The sequence below is a fragment of the Paractinoplanes durhamensis genome, assembly GCF_016862175.1.
GTDB classification, from domain to species: domain Bacteria; phylum Actinomycetota; class Actinomycetes; order Mycobacteriales; family Micromonosporaceae; genus Actinoplanes; species Actinoplanes durhamensis.
In genome coordinates this window covers 177,290-192,998 of the sequence record NZ_BOML01000031.1, presented here as the reverse complement: position 1 = coordinate 192,998, position 15,709 = coordinate 177,290, and the positions used below count along the sequence as shown (strand labels likewise).

Below are 15,709 nucleotides of genomic sequence, written 5' to 3'. Positions count from 1 at the left end.
GGTTTCGCTCTTCGCGGTGTCCGCTGCCGGCCGTACGGAGTGTCGCCCGCATGCATGGCCGACGCCCGGGGCGCTTCCCTGGTCAGGCGGTGCGGGTCGAGGCGAGTATGACGGTGTCGAGTCGGCGGTTGGCGTCGGCGGTGTCGAAGTGCGCTGGGTCGAAGTCGCTGCCTTTCTCGATGCCGAGCCATTCCAGCAGGTGCTGGTGTTCGGGGTGGGTGGGATCGGCGAGTGTGTCGATGAGGTCGGCGTAGCCGTGGACACCGCCGCAGTCTTCCGGTGGGCAGGCGCTTGCACCGGCCGTGCAGGTGGGGTACCGGCCGCCGGGCTCAGCGGTCAGCAACTGTTCCAGCACGATTTCGTGTTCCCAGCAGTCGCCGAAGTCGTACTCGTACCTGACGGTTTCGCCTTCTCGATCGGCCAGATCGCGCAGGGTCGTGCGGCGTTCGTCCTGCAGCGGGGAGTCGAGGTCGGGCACGCCGTAGCGGCCGCTGGGATGGATGAACATGTGCAGGTGTGAGTTGGTCCAGCCCATGGCGGCTTGAATCACCCGGTCCAGCCGGTCGAGGCGGATCGTCGCGGGCACGAGCAGGCGGCGCCACACCGGCGGTTCCGCGTCCAGCAGGGTGATCTTGAGCTGGGCGATCTGGTCGCCGGGCGCGACGGCGCCGTACCGGGAGCGCAGAGCCCACTCGGCCAACGGCGTCAGCCGTAGCGTCCCGGCTGCGGCGTCCTCTTCGGCGAGCGCGCCGAGGGTCACCAGACCGGCCGCGGCGCGGCGTACGTCATTGTCTGTGGTCTTGCGCAGGCGAGTCAGTTGCTCGGTCGTGGCGTCGTCCAGGTAATAGCGCGCGCTGAGCGCAGACCAGACCTCCTCCTGCACCGCGCCGGTGGGCGCGGCACCGCCGCCGTCCGCGATGCCGCCGAAAAGGACGGCGATGCCGTCGGCGAAGTTGTCGCCAAGCAGCGACTGGAACCAACCGGCGGAGCAGATTGCCGGTCCGAGTTGGTCGAAAGCAGCGAACATGAGGTTCCACAGCTGGGCCGGCCGATCGATCAGCCGCTGGTTCTTCTTCACCGGGACCAGCCGGCCGTGGACGACGCGGACGAGTCCCGCGGCCTTGGCCCACGCCACCACGATCGCGAGGACAGGCAGCTCAGCGCTGCTGCGGGTACGGAACACCCGCTCGCCGATGACGGGATCGATTTCGTCGCCGGTATCCAGCAGGCCGACCAGATGGCGGGCGTCGGCCATGGTCAGCTGTCCGGTCTGAGTTAGCTTGCGGCCCTGTCCGACCCACCGTGTCAAAGCGGTGACCTGCCTTAGCGCAGGTGTGGAAGCTGCCACGGCGGCGAGATCGTCTTCAGGCATGGGCAGTAAACCTCTCGAGCGTCATCGTCATCATCGACAGCTGCGACAACAACCGTACGGCGACGCGCACGCGGGGCTGGCCGCGCTCGATCTGCCGGCCACCAGCGACCGAACGGGCGGGACGCCGGCTCTCATCCGAATTTGGCGGCTGGCGATCGAGTTCGACGTCATTCAGCTCCGTCGCACCCGAGTCCTCGCCGGCTCAGGCGCGAGTCTCATCGCGAACACACTGGCGGGCGCCGCAGAGCCGGAACAGGTCCTCGACTTTTGGTCCGATCTGGCCGACGAGTTGCTGGATCCTCCGGCGCCGGCGATCGCGCCGAAGAACGGCGAGCACCTACGTGACTGGATGAGGCCCTGGATGCCCCGGTTCCTCGGCATCTTGTACACCGCTACAGCAAGCAGCGAACCCGCCGTCCTGGACACCATGATCGACCAATTGCTCGACGAGTACGAGCGCCGCCTCCCGCCGGGCGATCCCGCGCTGTTTGCCGGACTGGCCGCCGCGGTCGTCCGCAACACCCTTTCCGACCTGGCCTCCCGCAACGGGTTTGCCTGCGCCATTCTGCTCGGGGTCGGCGCCCCGGGGCGCCGACCGGACTGCGACTTCTTCTTGTGCTTACGAGACACCGGCACGGCCCCGGATCGTACCCGGGGCACAGGGCAGTTACCGACCCCGGGAATACCCTTCGGACCCTGGAGCCGCTCGGTCAACATGCTTCAGGTGAGCCTGCTGGCGAGCGCGGACAAGGATGTCACGGCCAGCAGCGCGGCTCGCGGCATGGACGGATGCGGTTGTCGCCACCCGAGTGCGCAGTCATTCGGCCGAGGGATACCGAGGGCTTCTTTCCGGGGCCACCCTCGAGGAGGGGCCGAAGGGCTAGGAGGCGGAGATGGTGAACCGGCGGCGTGTAGCGACGAACGTCAGAGTCCTAGCGCCTGAGGTCGTCCCCATAAGTCCCGAGGACTATCAGAAGGCCGTCACGGCACTGGCCCAGATGATCGAGCAATGGTGGCGCAACCACCACTACAACGAGCCCTCTGATCCTGGCCGGCCGGCTGGTCTGCCCCACTCGCCTCTGGTCGGCCGACCTGGGCAAACTTGAATCGAGGGTTTGATCTCCAGGCTGTTGTACAATATGACGTACAACACTGGAGGGGTCATGAAGGTCATCACTGCTTCGGACTTGCGGGCGAACCTCGCGAACGAGTTCGACGCCATCGAGAACGACGCCGAAGATCTTGTAGTTACCCGCAGTGGGCACGAGCCGCTGGTCGTCATGCTGAAGAGCGACTATGACGCGTGGCGCGAAACTGAGTACCTGTCTCGTGGCGCCAACGGCCGCGAGTTGCGCCGTCGGCGGGCGGAGATGGAAGCCGGTGGGCTGGTCCAGCATGAGCTCATCGAGCCGGACGCGGAGGGCTCTGTGTGAAGCTCGTCTGGCACCCGGATGCGTGGGACGAGTACGTGGGCTGGCAGTCTGGTGATCGCAAGACCCTTAAGCGGATCAATGATCTCATCAAGGACATTCAGCGAGGCGAAGACGGCGGCATCGGTAAGCCGGAACTCCTCAAGGGCGACCTCTCGGGCTGGGCCTCGCGGCGCATCACCGAAGAACACCGGCTCGTGTACCGCGTACTGGACGCCCAGGACCAGTTGGAGATCATGTCCTGCCGCTATCACTACGGTCGATAACGCTTCGTTCCTGATCAGGTGCTGCTGGCCTGGCCGGGCTTCCACCTCGGCGGCCGGTGGGTTTCCATGGCCGAGTTGTTCGGATCCGGCGAGCAACTCACCGCCGGTGGTGGGTTCACCGGCGGCGACGGAGAGATGTTCTTTGCCGCCGTGGCACGCACTGCTGTGGACTGGGACGGGGCGGCCCACGGGTTGATCTTGACCGCTGATCGTGGATACACCAGCGCGGCGAGGTGGACGAACGGTGAGCCGGGTCAGGGTATCCGTCGGCGGACGGCTGGTAGCGTCACGATCGGCCCCTGAGCTGTGGGGATGCGGTTCTTATTCTGCCAACTATGGTCCACCAATAGGCCCTGACCTGGGCAAACGTGAATCGGTTGTTGGCAGTGCGCGAACCATGTCGGTCAGACATATGGTGAGCTGGGAAACCCTCTGCTAAGGCGGCCACCCGGTAACCGGGGCCGTCTGGCTCGTGCGCAGAGATGATGACGAGCTCAATGCGTTGCCGGTCCGGGCGTTGGTGCCGCCGGACGTGGCGCGAAGTTCAGGTGCCGGGCGTTCTTGTTGCGGCGGTCGGGGCCGGGACCGACTTCGTTGGTGTCTTGCGGAGACCCAGTAGCAACACTGTGGCCGATGAGAGCAGCACCGCCGGTACGGGCAGATCGTGCGGATCGAACGATGTCACGCCCGCCACGCCCGCTTCCGCGACGAAGATCTTCTGAATGATGTAGTTGAGCTGGTAGACGCCGACGGCAAGGCATGCCGCGGTGCCGAGGGCGTAGCCCCAGGCGGTCCGGCGCCAGAGTTGAACCGCTACCAGGGCAACCGCGGGAACGAGCAGGGTGAGGTCGAGCGCGTAGGCGAGGTGTACCCGTTGCGATGGCATGGGCAGCACGTCGGACGGTTGTTGTCCGGTGATGGCGAATCGCACCGCCGCCACGCTGTACAGCACCACGATCGCCGCTGCCGGGAGCGCCAGCAGGACGCTGATCCACCGGACCGGCGTGCGGCGTGCGGACCGCTCGTCAACCGAGGTGACGTCGAGGGCTGCCAGTGCCAGCCCGAAGGCGAACACTGACGACACGAATGCGGCCACGTGGAGCAGGAACAGGTCGTTGAACTGCGCGCCGAAAACGTAGTAGGCGAGGCTGTAGATCGAGTAGGCGAGCATCCCTATCCACGCCAGATGCGCTCGCAACGAGCCGCGTATGGAGCCGATGACGGCAAGGGTCAACGCCGGCATGCCGACGAGCATGGTGGCCAGATCGTTGCCGCGAAAGGCCGCCGCGGCCACCGCCGCGTCAGGGTAGAGACCATCGATGAGAAGCCCACCCGTGGCGGCGGCGCCACTCAGGACCAGCACGAGTCCACTCGTTGCCCATGCCAACCGTAGTCTGGTTCGGGCCTTCCCGCCGTGGATGTCCAAAGGGTGAGGCCGGCCGCGATCATGGGTCCGGATGTCAGGTGCCGACGGGATATCCATGTGAGCCTCCAGGTGACCGCTACGCCCCAGGGTGACGCGAACCGACCGCGGCGATTCGACGGCAACGTAGGCAGGATCGCGAGGAGACCGCCAGGGCCGGGCGGCCCGTTGTCCTAAGGCTGAACAGGCCGCCGTAGGGCGGTCGTGCGGGGTTCGGTTCCTCCGCTGGCGAGCCGAGGGGGTCGGCGCCTGTCCCGGCGCAGCCGTCGAGTGACAACACCACGGCCACAGCCACTGAAGGGCCGTTCGTCAGCACTTCGCGGTGGACACACCGCATGTTTCAGTCAACAATGAAACCTATGAAACGGCCATCCGGCACTGAAGAGTCCAATCACGATGCCTCAGTCGGACCGTCGGCGGACGTGCTGGAATGGGTCGAACGACTCGCCAAGTACTGCTCGGACCAAGATGGCGTGCCGTTGATCGCCGGGCGTGTGCTCGGCTGGCTGATGATCTGCGACCCGCCCGAGCAGTCCGCGCAGCAGATCGCGACCGCGATCGGTGCCAGCCGGGCGTCGCTGTCGACGAACCTCCGGCTGCTCAGCTCCGTCGGGTTCGTCCGCGTCCTGACCAAACCGGCAAGCCGGACGGTGTACTACCGCGTCGACGACGACGCCTGGGAGAAGGTCGTCCAGCGGCAGATCGCCTCGCTGGCCTCCCTCGGGAACATCCTGCACGACGGCACCCCCCTTGCCGGTCCATCACCCGATCGCGGTGGACGCCTCGCCGCCGCCAACGAAGTCTTCCGATGGATGCAACAGATCTTCGACAACGCGCCACCGCTGCCCTCATCCACCCGCGCAGCCAAGGAGTAGCGACGATGACAGCACGACCACCTGCAGCACAGACCGCCTTCGGCCCGATGGTCATCGCCGCATGCGAACAGATCCTCCCCGCGGATCAACGCTTGTTCGACGACCCGGACGCCGTTCGTCTGCTACCACCCAGCCAACGCCTGATCGTCGGCGCCTGCCGGTGGAAACCGGTCTACCAACTGCTCGTCCGGGCCACCGACGGTAAGGCGCAGGGACTCTGGGCCAGCATGCTGTGCCGTAAACGGTATGCCGACGACAAGGTCCGCGATGCTTTGCACGACGGCATCAAACAGTTCGTCTTCCTCGGCGCCGGGCTCGACACCCGGCCTGCCCGCCTCGTGGCACCGACCGGCGCCCGCTCGTTCGAGACCGACCTGCAAGCCAACATCGCCTACAAGCGCCGCCGCCTCATCGAGACCTACGGCCGGCTACCGGCCAACACCACCCTCACCGCCGTCAATCTCGAAACCGACGATCTCACCGCCGCGCTCACCGCGGGCGGATTCGACTGGAACGAACCGGCCATGTTCGTCTGGGAGGCCGTCACCCAGTACCTGACCGAGGACGCAGTCCGCAAGACACTCGCCTGTCTCACCCCGGCCACGTCCGGGAGCCGGCTCATCTTCACCTACATCCGCCGCGACTTCCTCGACGGCACCGAGGACTACGGCGCCGCACCGGCACGGCGCGAGTTCGTCATCAAACGCCACGTCTGGCACTTCGGGCTGCTCCCCGACGAGACGCCCGCGCTGCTGCGCGACTACGGCTGGACCGAACACGAACAAGTCGGACCCACCGAGTACGCCGATCGTTACCTCAGCCCCCTCGGACGAGACCTGACCGTGTCGCAGATCGAACGATTCGTGTACGCCGACCGCTCGACCGACGAGGCTCACACCTGAACCGAAACCATCATCATCAACATCTCTGCAAAGGGTTTGGGCCAGGAGGAGGTTGCGCCTTGGCGTTCGTGATCCAGCAGTGGTGGGCAGGCGGCCACGGCCGCAGCCGATCGGATCGGCATGGTGGCGCTACGGCGGGCGGCGGCCGCTGAATCGGTCAGGTCGTGCGACGGCGTACCGCCGGTAGCGTGACGATTGGGCCCTGAGCTGCGGGTATGTGGTTCTTATTCTGCCAACTATGGTCCACGAGCACCTGAGCGCCTCCTGTCCGCAAAACGCGCGGACCGGGGGCGCTCGTCATATCAGCGCAGGGGGCCGAGCCCCCTGAAACCCCCACGGTGCGATGGTTGCGCTCGCTGCTGTGGTTGCGCTTGTTGGTCTTGGTTGCGGTTGCTGGTTTTTTGGTTAGGTCAGTGGGTGGATTACCTCGTTGGCCAGCCACTGGGCGTTGTGGTGGGTCAGGGCTGCGGCTATGACTATGTGCTTTATGTCGGCGTCGATCATTTGTCTGATGGTGTCTTGGGCTTTTTGGGCGGCGTCTGGTTCGGTGGCTCGGACTATCAGCTGCATGGATCTGGTTATTGTGGCTGGGTCTCGGCCTATCTCGTGGCAGTGCTGGATCAGCTTGGCGTTGCGGGTGGCGTACGCCTCGTCCAGGCCGCCTGGGTAGTTCCAGATGTCGGCGTGTTCGGCCACTATCCGTAGCATGCGGTCGCCGGCGCCGGCGACCATGATCGGTGGGTGTGGCCGTTGTGTTGGGCGTGGTGCGCAGATTGCTCCGCGCAACGTCAGGGAAGGTCCGTCGTAGTCGAAGGGCTGCTCTGTCGTCCACAATCGGGTGATCACGTCTAGGGCTTCTGCCAGGTCTTTTACGGCTTGGCCGGGTGTCACCAGTGGGAAACCGTATGCTGCGAACTCCCGCACTGCCGGGTTGGGGCCGGGCACCCGGCTTCCGCCGGCGCCGATGCCGAAGTCCAGTCGGCCGTTGGCGATCACGTCGACCGTTGCGGCCATCTTTGCCAGGAGCGTTGGCGAGCGTAGCCGGTTGCTCGTGACGATTACCCCCAGTCGCAGGCGGCTGGTCTGCGCAGCCAAGGCTGCCAGCAGCGTCCAAGCCTCCAGTGCGTCGGCGTCGGCGTTGCCGCGTATCGGAATCAGGTGGTCCCAGAGCCAGGCGTGCTCGAACACGTCGATCTGATCGGCTTCTCGCCAAATGGCCTGGATCTGGTCGTACGTCAAGCCGATCTGGCTGGTCTTGATCCCGAAACTCACCGGCATTCGTCAGCGCTCCAAATCATCAGCAGAACTGACGATCAGCCTAGGCTTAAACTTGCCGGGTGCCAACACCGCGAGTCGCCGGACGTCTGGGCTACCTGCTCAAACACGCCCAGATGCAGTACGCCGAGCTGACCACCGAGGCGATGCGACCGCACGGCATCACCGGCCGGCAATGTGCGGTGCTCACGGCGATCGACGACCAGGAACCGCAGTCTCAGCAGGAAGTGGCCCGGCGCCTCGACCTGGACCGCACCACCATGGTCGCGCTGATCGACGAATTGGAGGCCAAGGGCCTGGTCAGCCGCAGCCCCGCCCCCGACGACCGCCGTAAGAACGTCGTCGCCCTCACCGCGCTCGGCCGCGGGACCTTGACCGCGGCTCTGGCCGCGACGACGGAAGCCGAGAACACCTTCCTGGCGCCACTGTCCCGGTCCGATGCCGAGGCGTTCCGGCGACTGCTCGCCGCCGTGGTGCGCACCTGAATCTCAGGCCTCCGGCCCGGGCGCGGGCGGGGCGGTCTCGCGCCGGGAGCGCGGCTACCCTTTGCCGGGAGCGGCGGTGATCGGCTCCGTGCCGCAACTGGCGATTTGTTTGGCCCGGAGTTAACGGCTGACCTGCGCGGGTTGCACGATACCGAGTGTGAGCCTGTCTCCGATCAACCTGTTGGCGTCCAACGCCGTCCTGCTCTGCGCGCTCGTCCTCGGCGTCGGGCACCTGCTCGGCAGTATCCGGATCCGGGGCGTCGCGCTCGGCGTCGCCGCCGTCTTCTTCGTCGGTCTTGGCGTCGGCGCCCTGGACGAGCGCCTGCGACTGCCGGACTTCGCCGACCAGTTCGGGCTGGCCTTGTTCGTCTATCTCATCGGCCTCGCCGCCGGCCCCACCTTCTTCGTCGCCCTGCGCCGGCGTGGTCTGCGCGACAATGCCTTTGTCGCCGGAGTCCTCGCCGTCGCGTCGCTGACCGCGGTCGGAGCCGCGAACGCCTTCCACCTCAACCCCGCCACCGCCGCCGGAGTGTTCGCCGGGGCGCTGGTCAACGTGCCCGCGCTCGGTGGCGCCCAGGAGGCGCTGCGCGCCGTCGACCCGACCCACGCCGGCTCCCTGGCCAGCGACGCAGCGGTCGGCATGAGCCTGACCTACGGGTACGGCGTGGTCGCCATGATCGGTGCCCTCATCACCTACATGATGTTCGTCCGGGTCGACTTCGCGCGCGAAGCCGCCGAGAACGAGCACCTTGCTCCCGCCCCGAGGACGCTGGTCCAACTGACCCTGCGCGTCACCCGAGGAGCCGGCACGGACATCCGTGAGCTCACCGACGAACTTGCCCGCGACGGCGACGTGCTGCTGGTACGGCTGCGACGCGGCGACCGGGTGCTCCTGGCCACCACGGTTGCCGCCCTGGACCAGGGGGACCTGCTGTCGGTCGTCGGGACCCGCACCGCCACCGGTGAACTCGTCGCACGCCTCGGCGAGAAGGCCTGGCCGGCATTGTCGTTGGACCGCGGCGCCCTCGACTTTCGCCGCATCACTGTCTCCGACCCCGCCCTTGTCGGCACTGCCATCGCCGACCTGGACCTGCTGCGCCGACACGGCGCGCTCATCACCCGCGTACGCCGTGGTGACCACGACCTGATCGCGACCCCCGTCACCCGGCTGCTTCTCGGCGACCGGGTCCGCGTCGTCGCCCCCCGGGATCAGATGTCCGACGTGACGGCCCTGTTGGGCGACTCCGACCAGTCGCTGGCCCGGGTGGACTTCACCGGCCTCACCCTCGGTCTCGCGCTGGGCCTGCTGCTGGGCGCGGTCGCGGTGCCGCTCGCCGGCGGCGCGACCCTCCGCCTCGGACTGGCGGCCGGGCCCCTCATCGTCGGACTGATCCTGGGCCGGGTCGGGCGGACCGGCCCGATCACCTGGCAGCAGCCCCGATCGACGATCCTGGTTCTTCGCCAGGTCGGCGTCGCGCTGTTCTTCGCCGGCGTCGGACTGAAGTCGGGCGGCGCGCTCGTCCGAGGGTTCTCCGACGGTGGCGCTTGGAAAATGATCGCCGTTGGTGCGCTGGTGGCGGCCGGCACCGCCGTAGCGTGCATCGCCGTCGGCAGACTCCTGCGCATGCCGCTCTCGTGGCTGATGGGTGTGATGGCCGGCATCGACACCAACCCGGCCGTGCTGACGTTCGCCGAAGACCGGGCCAAGAATGAGCTGCCGGCCCTGGCGTACTCGATGGCTTTCCCGGTCGCGATGGTCTTGAAAGTCCTCATCGCGCAGTTGATGGTCGTGCTGCTGTCGCACCAATGACCGGCTGCGGTAAGCGCCGACCCTTTTGGGAGGCATGAGTGGCTCGGGGCCGCCTCTTTCGGGGCGGTGGGGGTGTGCGGTTGCGGGCTACCCTTTGCATGATCGTGGATGTGAAGAGGGTGTTTTATGCCTAACGATGTCGATGCCGCTGAAGACTGGCTTGATAGCTGGGCGGCTGGGGTCAGTGCTCAGGCTGAGCGGGCCGTTGCTCTGTCTCGCCGGGTTGCGGCGCTCAGCGCCAGCGCGGAGAGCCGGGACGGATCTGTTCGGGTGACCGTTGGGCCGTCTGGGCAGGTGGAGTCGCTCGAGCTTGAGGATCGGGAGCTCGCTGAGCGCATTCTTGCCGTTATGCGGCAAGCGCAGGCCGGCCTTGCTCGCCAGGTTGCCGCTCAGGTTGAGGACACCGTTGGGGCTGACTCCGAGACCGGGCGGGCGGTCATCAACTCGTTCGATACCCGGTTCCCTGAGCGGAGCGCCGGTGACGAGAACGACGGGGAGGCCGGGCGTGGCCGGTGAGCGGGTGCAGTTTCCGGGCTACCTGGTGGAGCGGCATGCCGGCAGTGTTGAGCAGGTCGGCGACGCTGTTGACCTGGCTCGCTCGGCGGTTCATGACGTCGTGATGGACACCGGGGCGTACGGGCAGTTGTGTCAGTTTCTTCCGGGGATTCTCAGTCCGATCTTCGGACTGGGTGCGGACGCCCTCTACAAGACCGTTGACGTGCTGCACGAGACTGCTGCCAACCTTCGCACCACCGCGGCGGACATGTCCGGTGCGGACACTGCGAGCAGCCGCCGAGTCACCGAGGCGGGGCCGGCTCTGGAGTTGCCGCTGTGACCAATCCGCTGGTCGCGTCGGAGCAGAGTTCGACGACCTGGTACACGGGGCTTGGGCTTGTCGAGGATGCGGAGCAGATCTCCAGCGGCATTCATGACAACAGCTGGGTCGACGGCACCCTGGGTACGGTCGGGGGCACCCTCGACGTACTCGGAATGGTTATTGATCCGATCGGGTCTTTGGTGGCCTGGGGCGTTTCGTGGCTCATGGAGCACGTCAAGCCGCTCAAGGACGCGCTCGACTGGCTGGCCGGCAACCCGGACGCCATCGCCGCCCACGCTACGACCTGGCAGAACGTCTCCAAGTTCAGTGCCGACGCGCAGGCGCAGTTCATGGACGCCATCCGGCAGGAGGTCGCGGACTGGCAGGGGTCCTCCGGCGACGCCTACCGGGAGCACGCCGGGATGCTCGCGCAAGTCATCTCCGGGATTTCGTCGGCCGCGCACGGCATCTCGTACGCCGTGGAAGGCGCGGGACTGCTCGTCGGTCTTGTTCGCGGCATCGTCCGGGACCTGATCGCGCAGTTCATCGCTACGCTCGCTGCCCGGCTGCCGCAGTGGCTCGCCGAGGAAGGGCTGACCCTCGGGCTCGCCACCCCGGTGGTGATCGGGCAGGTTGCCGCGCTGGTCGCCAAGTGGGTCGAGAAGATTCAGCACTTCATCCGTGGTTTGCTCAGCAGTCTTCGCCGGCTGATCGGGAAGGTTGGCTCGCTCGGTGACGTCCTGGACGGGCTCACCGGCAAGCTGTCCGAGTTGCTCCGGTCGGTCCCGGGTGGCGGCAAGAGCGGCGGCGGCGAAGAGCCGAACCTCCCCAAGGGCTGGCACGAAGGGGACCAGATCCCGGCGCCGCGCAGCGGTGGGGAACTGCCCACCGACGCGCACCTGGGCGGCCGATATGTCGGCGAGAACGACCCGACCAATCCGAGCCGGGCGTTCTATCCGGACACGGTGCACTACATGGACGACGCCGAGCGGGAGGCGCATCGGCTGTTCGTCGACGGTGACGGCAACCTGCGCAGCGCCGCGGACGGCAGCCTCTACGACACGTCCACCGGCACCACCGCCTGGTCCGGCGGCGGCCGGGCGATCTTCACCATGGACGGCAGCGGTAACCTCTACGCGACGCTTGACCAGCGTGTCGGCCAGACCCACCACTCCTCGCTGCTCGCCGGTGACTCGGTGGTGGGTGCGGGCGAGATCGAGGTGGTGGACGGGAAACTGGTCGCGATGACCGACCAGAGCGGGCACTACCATCCCGGGGCCGAGATGAACGACAAGGTTCTGCAGAGCCTGCGGGATCAGGGCCTGCTGACCGATCCCGACTTCAAGCAGTACGGATGGGGTGGCGAAGAACGGTGACCGTGGATCCGGATGTGACGCGCGGCGTCATGAACCAGCTGCTTTACCCGATCGACGGCGCTCCCGACCTGAGCGACGCCACCGCCGCCCGGCTGGTCGACAACATGATCGACGGTCAGGTGTACAGCACGGTGGTCGCGGATTTCGCCGCGGCGATCGACCAGGTCCTGCGGGACGGTGCGCTTCACCCGCAGACCGCCGCGATCAGCGGGCGGTACTCCGAGGCCGAGTTGCTGGAGTTCCTCCGCCGGGTGGCGCAGCGGCTCGCGGAGCGCAAGCCCTGGCCGCCGCCGCTGTTCACCAAGCTTGACGTCGCGGAGTGGCCCTCGTTCGGTGACGCCACCGTGCTCGGCCGGATCGATCGGCCGATGCATGCGGTCAAAGGGGCGATCAAGCATCAGTTCGACGCGGTGCCCGCCGGTGACGGCAAGCTGCCGGTGCTGATCCTGCAGCTGCGCACCGGTGAGGCCGTTGCGGTGATGGGGTCGGTGGACCCGCGGGCCACGTCGTTCGTGCTGCTCTACCGCGGCCAGGACGACCCGGCCGAGGTCCTCGCCCACTTCCGCGAGCTGACCCGCTTCCGGCCCGGTGACATCGTCGCGGTCTAGGTGTTGCCGGTCTAAACGCGGGCCGGGATCAGCGGGGCGCTGTTGGCCACGGGTAGTTCGGCGTGCACGGTGAAACCGTCGGCGGTGGGGCCGGCGGTGAAGACGCCGCCCAGGGTGCCGACCCGTTCGCGCAGACCGAGCAGGCCGTGGCCGGTGGACAGCCCGGCGTCGGCCGGGCGGTGCCCGCCGTGGTTCGCGACGTTCAGCGTCAGGCTGTCCCGGTGCCAGGCGAGGTGCACGTCGATCGCGGCGTCGGGGCCGGCGTGCTTGACCGTGTTGGTCAGCGACTCCTGGACTATCCGGTAGCAGGCCAGCGAGACGCTGGGGTCGATCGGCGCCGGGGTGCCGGCGGTGCGATAGGAGATCGTCAGGCCGGTGTTCCGCATGCTGTCCAGCAACTCCTCGATGCCGTCCACGCCGGGGCCGGCGGTCGCGTCGTCGCCGGTCTCCCCGGCCTCGCCGGCCGAGCGGAGCAGGCCCAGCAGGCGCCGGAGTTCGGCCATGGCCTGGGTTCCGGCGTGTTGGATGACGCCGAGCGCCACGCCGACCCGGTGCGGGTCGGCGTGCAGGACGGTCTGGGCACCGGCGGCCTGTACGACCATCACACTGACCGAGCCGGCCACGATGTCGTGCAGTTCGCGGGCGATGCGCAGCCGCTCATCCCGCAACGCTCTCGCCTTGGCGTCCCGCTGCTCGGCGGCCAGGGTGTTCAGGTGCATCCGGGCGGTCCAGGCCCGGTAGCCGGCGCCCCAGACACCGAGCAGCAGAAGCCCCTGGAACAGCAGGATCAGTTCGGGCTGCTTCACCTTGTCCAGCTCCGGCGAGCTGACGACCTGCGCGACGATGACTGCGGCGGTGGCGAACAGCCCCGGCGCCGACCATGCCGGCTCTCTCCGACTGGCCACCGCGTAGAGCCCGACCAGCAGGCCGGCGATGAGTCCTACATCGGGTACGAGCGCCACGACCAAGATCCCATACCCCACCTGGACGGCGAGCACCGCGACCGGGAACCGTCGCCGGAACAGGAGCGTGCCCATCACGACGGCAGTGCATACCGGCAGCACCACGCCGCCGGGCATCTTCCCGTCGTCCATGCTCGCCATGACATCCACCGTGATGGCCAGTGCGGTCAGCAGCACGTCCCGAAGGAGCGCCGCGGCGAGCCCCCGTGGGTGCCCGCCGCGGCCGTTACCGGTCATTGCCAAGGGGAAGGTCGGCGGACACCTGCGGAGCAAGGAGAGACCCCAGATCCGCCTCCGGCGGGAGGACGACAACCCAGTGGTCCGGGAGGTCATGCGTCCAGTCGTCCGGGAGCTGGTGGTCCCAGTCGTCCGGCAACTGGTGGTCCCAGTCGTCCGGGAACTGATGGCCTCCGTGTCCAGAATGATCGTCGGAGCACCACTCCGGTTGGGCCTTGCACAGCCAGAACCATGCCGTCCCGGGGTTGACGCAAATCCGCGCCCCGGTCGGGCATGCCGCAGCGGGCCCGTTGCTCGACGGAGCGGCCTCGGCCGCGCCGCCCGTCCCCCCGAGCATGGCCGAGGTGGTCAGGGCGGCCATCGCAACCGTGGCGCAAGTTTTCCAGAACATCGTCGTTCCCCCGTGTTTCGTTCCTGACCATGGCCGACTTAACTCGCATTTCGGTCACGGCGTTGCCATCACAGTTTCACGCGCCGGAGCGGCCGTGTCGTCATTCGCGAGCGGTACCTGAGTCGTACATCCGTCGCGGTATGCCCCTGATCCGGCCCAGGGGGAGCAGCAGCATCAGGTAGATCAGCAGCGCGGCCGGCATGGCCCGCGGGAACTGGTCGTTGATCAGCATCACGGCGATGCTCGCCTCGACCGGCAGGGCCCGCTGCCGGCCGGGTGCGCGGTCGGCAACGGCGGGCGTGCGGTGGGCCAGGGCGAGCGCCCAGCTCATCCGGTGGGCGGCCGCCTGCGGGTGGTCGCCGAAGGCGAAGGCGGCCGCCGCGACACATCCCTCGGCACCCGAATGCCGGCGAAGTGCCGCGGCGACCGCGTCCCGGACCTCCCCGGGTGCGGGCGCGGAATCGGTTTCCAGAGCACTGACAAAAATTGCGTACGCGTACGTCTGCAAATCCATTTTATTGCCCCCGTGTTCGCCGATGATTCGACTTTTCGGAGGTAATCATCGCCGGGTTGGCTGCCGGGCGCGTCCGTCCGTAGCGGTCAATACCGCGTACATCCGGAGCGTCAGTTCCCCTCGGGGATATCGTCCGGCCGCACCAGGCCGCCCTGATAGGCCATCACGACCGCCCCGGTCCGGTCGCGCACCCCGAGCTTGTTGATGATCCGGCACACGTGCGTCTTCACCGTGGCGATCGAGAGGTGGAACTTGGCCGCGATGTCGTCGTTGCTCATCGCGTACGCCATCTGTACGAGAATTTCTTTCTCGCGGGTGGTGAGCCGGTCCAGGGCGCCGGGCGCGGGACGACCCGCGACGGGCCGGCTGGCGATGTCGGCGATCACGCCGGGCGTCACGTTGGGCGCCAGGTAGGCCAGACCGCTGGCCACCGACTCGATGGCGGTCACCAGTTCGGTCGGGGCGGCGTCCTTCAGAAGGTATCCGGAGGCGCCGGCGCGCAGGGCGGCGCAGACGTCCTCCGGGGCCGAACCGAGCCCGGTCAGCATGATGACCTTGATGGTACGGCTGGGATCGCTGGTGAAGTCGTCGCTGGTCAGCTGCCGGGTCGCGGCGACGCCGTCGAGCTTCGGCATGGCGAGGTCCATGACGACGACGTCCGGCTGCAGCCGGCGCGCCATGGCTACCGCCTCCGCCCCGTCGCCGGCCTCACCGACCACCCGGATCCGGGGGTGGGTGGACAGGAGCATGAGCAGCCCGCCGCGGAAGAGGGGCTGGTCGTCGGCGATCAGAACGTGAATGTCGGCCGAGCTGGTATCGGTAATCATGAACATGCCTCCCTGGTGCCGCTGATCTACTGGCGTCCGCCATTATGGACAAAATGACGGCGCGAGCCGGCTCATCCGCCAATTTGCCCGCTGTTCAGGGGCCAGGCCCGGGTCGCGTCATTCCCTGGCGTTACCGGCC

General features: G+C 67.5%; 18 protein-coding genes. 12 read left to right on the top strand and 6 right to left on the bottom strand.

Annotated features, from left to right (window positions below; genetic code table 11):
- Positions 1 to 82: 82 nt before the first annotated feature.
- Positions 83 to 1,372: a plasmid pRiA4b ORF-3 family protein gene (locus Adu01nite_RS18620; RefSeq protein ID WP_203728153.1), complete on the bottom strand. Its 1,290-nt coding sequence runs from the start codon at positions 1,370 to 1,372 to the stop codon at positions 83 to 85.
- Here Adu01nite_RS18620 and Adu01nite_RS18615 point away from each other — a divergent pair.
- From Adu01nite_RS18615 to Adu01nite_RS18600, 4 genes are all read left to right on the top strand, one after another.
- Positions 1,371 to 2,315: a hypothetical protein gene (locus tag Adu01nite_RS18615; protein ID WP_203728152.1), complete on the top strand. Its 945-nt coding sequence runs from the start codon at positions 1,371 to 1,373 to the stop codon at positions 2,313 to 2,315. The genes Adu01nite_RS18620 and Adu01nite_RS18615 overlap by 2 nt on opposite strands.
- 220 nt (positions 2,316 to 2,535) lie before the next feature.
- The gene (locus Adu01nite_RS18610) at positions 2,536 to 2,805 is read left to right on the top strand and encodes a type II toxin-antitoxin system Phd/YefM family antitoxin (protein ID WP_203728151.1); all 270 of its coding nucleotides are present in this window, start codon (positions 2,536 to 2,538) and stop codon (positions 2,803 to 2,805) included.
- Positions 2,802 to 3,068: a Txe/YoeB family addiction module toxin gene (locus Adu01nite_RS18605; protein WP_203728150.1), complete on the top strand. Its 267-nt coding sequence runs from the start codon at positions 2,802 to 2,804 to the stop codon at positions 3,066 to 3,068. The genes Adu01nite_RS18610 and Adu01nite_RS18605 overlap by 4 nt, the downstream gene beginning before the upstream one ends.
- Before the next feature lie 18 nt (positions 3,069 to 3,086).
- Positions 3,087 to 3,371 carry a hypothetical protein gene (locus Adu01nite_RS18600; RefSeq protein WP_203728149.1) on the top strand — a complete coding sequence of 95 codons (285 nt, stop codon included), beginning with the start codon at positions 3,087 to 3,089 and terminating at the stop codon, positions 3,369 to 3,371.
- Positions 3,372 to 3,612: 241 nt separating this feature from the next.
- On the opposite strand, the gene Adu01nite_RS18595 is transcribed toward Adu01nite_RS18600, so the two are convergent.
- Positions 3,613 to 4,431 carry a hypothetical protein gene (locus Adu01nite_RS18595; RefSeq protein WP_203728148.1) on the bottom strand — a complete coding sequence of 273 codons (819 nt, stop codon included), beginning with the start codon at positions 4,429 to 4,431 and terminating at the stop codon, positions 3,613 to 3,615.
- A gap of 419 nt (positions 4,432 to 4,850) precedes the next feature.
- Between Adu01nite_RS18595 and Adu01nite_RS18590 the strand changes: the two genes are divergently transcribed.
- On the top strand, positions 4,851 to 5,366 hold the full coding sequence (locus Adu01nite_RS18590; protein WP_203728147.1) for a GbsR/MarR family transcriptional regulator: 516 nt from the start codon (positions 4,851 to 4,853) through the stop codon (positions 5,364 to 5,366).
- Between the two features lie 5 nt (positions 5,367 to 5,371).
- Entirely contained in the window at positions 5,372 to 6,268 is an 897-nt protein-coding gene (locus tag Adu01nite_RS18585; protein WP_203728146.1) for a class I SAM-dependent methyltransferase, read from the top strand.
- Between the two features lie 405 nt (positions 6,269 to 6,673).
- On the opposite strand, the gene Adu01nite_RS18580 is transcribed toward Adu01nite_RS18585, so the two are convergent.
- Positions 6,674 to 7,540: an LLM class flavin-dependent oxidoreductase gene (locus Adu01nite_RS18580; RefSeq protein ID WP_379131608.1), complete on the bottom strand. Its 867-nt coding sequence runs from the start codon at positions 7,538 to 7,540 to the stop codon at positions 6,674 to 6,676.
- 65 nt (positions 7,541 to 7,605) lie between these two features.
- On the opposite strand from Adu01nite_RS18580, the gene Adu01nite_RS18575 reads away from it, so the two are divergent.
- From Adu01nite_RS18575 to Adu01nite_RS18555, 6 genes are all read left to right on the top strand, one after another.
- Positions 7,606 to 8,028 carry a MarR family winged helix-turn-helix transcriptional regulator gene (locus tag Adu01nite_RS18575; protein ID WP_203728144.1) on the top strand — a complete coding sequence of 141 codons (423 nt, stop codon included), beginning with the start codon at positions 7,606 to 7,608 and terminating at the stop codon, positions 8,026 to 8,028.
- A 157-nt stretch (positions 8,029 to 8,185) separates the two neighbouring features.
- Positions 8,186 to 9,838, top strand: coding sequence for an aspartate:alanine exchanger family transporter (locus Adu01nite_RS18570; RefSeq protein ID WP_203728143.1), 1,653 nt, complete (start codon positions 8,186 to 8,188; stop codon positions 9,836 to 9,838).
- A gap of 126 nt (positions 9,839 to 9,964) precedes the next feature.
- Positions 9,965 to 10,354 carry a YbaB/EbfC family nucleoid-associated protein gene (locus Adu01nite_RS48945; protein WP_369076823.1) on the top strand — a complete coding sequence of 130 codons (390 nt, stop codon included), beginning with the start codon at positions 9,965 to 9,967 and terminating at the stop codon, positions 10,352 to 10,354.
- On the top strand, positions 10,344 to 10,673 hold the full coding sequence (locus tag Adu01nite_RS18565; protein ID WP_203728142.1) for a hypothetical protein: 330 nt from the start codon (positions 10,344 to 10,346) through the stop codon (positions 10,671 to 10,673). The genes Adu01nite_RS48945 and Adu01nite_RS18565 overlap by 11 nt, the downstream gene beginning before the upstream one ends.
- Positions 10,670 to 12,031 carry a WXG100 family type VII secretion target gene (locus Adu01nite_RS47845; protein ID WP_239132516.1) on the top strand — a complete coding sequence of 454 codons (1,362 nt, stop codon included), beginning with the start codon at positions 10,670 to 10,672 and terminating at the stop codon, positions 12,029 to 12,031. The genes Adu01nite_RS18565 and Adu01nite_RS47845 overlap by 4 nt, the downstream gene beginning before the upstream one ends.
- A 29-nt stretch (positions 12,032 to 12,060) precedes the next feature.
- Complete coding sequence (locus Adu01nite_RS18555) at positions 12,061 to 12,639, top strand: hypothetical protein (RefSeq protein ID WP_203728141.1); 579 nt, start codon at positions 12,061 to 12,063, stop codon at positions 12,637 to 12,639.
- 11 nt (positions 12,640 to 12,650) lie between these two features.
- Here the strand turns inward: Adu01nite_RS18555 and Adu01nite_RS18550 are convergent, their stop codons facing one another.
- The 3 genes from Adu01nite_RS18550 to Adu01nite_RS18540 all read right to left on the bottom strand — a co-directional run bounded on the left by Adu01nite_RS18550 (position 12,651) and on the right by Adu01nite_RS18540 (position 15,570).
- A complete protein-coding gene (locus tag Adu01nite_RS18550; RefSeq protein ID WP_203728140.1) occupies positions 12,651 to 13,838 on the bottom strand; it encodes a sensor histidine kinase in 1,188 nt (395 codons plus the stop codon).
- A gap of 491 nt (positions 13,839 to 14,329) precedes the next feature.
- Complete coding sequence (locus tag Adu01nite_RS18545) at positions 14,330 to 14,743, bottom strand: hypothetical protein (RefSeq protein ID WP_203728139.1); 414 nt, start codon at positions 14,741 to 14,743, stop codon at positions 14,330 to 14,332.
- A 110-nt stretch (positions 14,744 to 14,853) separates the two neighbouring features.
- Entirely contained in the window at positions 14,854 to 15,570 is a 717-nt protein-coding gene (locus Adu01nite_RS18540; protein ID WP_203728138.1) for a response regulator, read from the bottom strand.
- Positions 15,571 to 15,709: the final 139 nt, after the last annotated feature.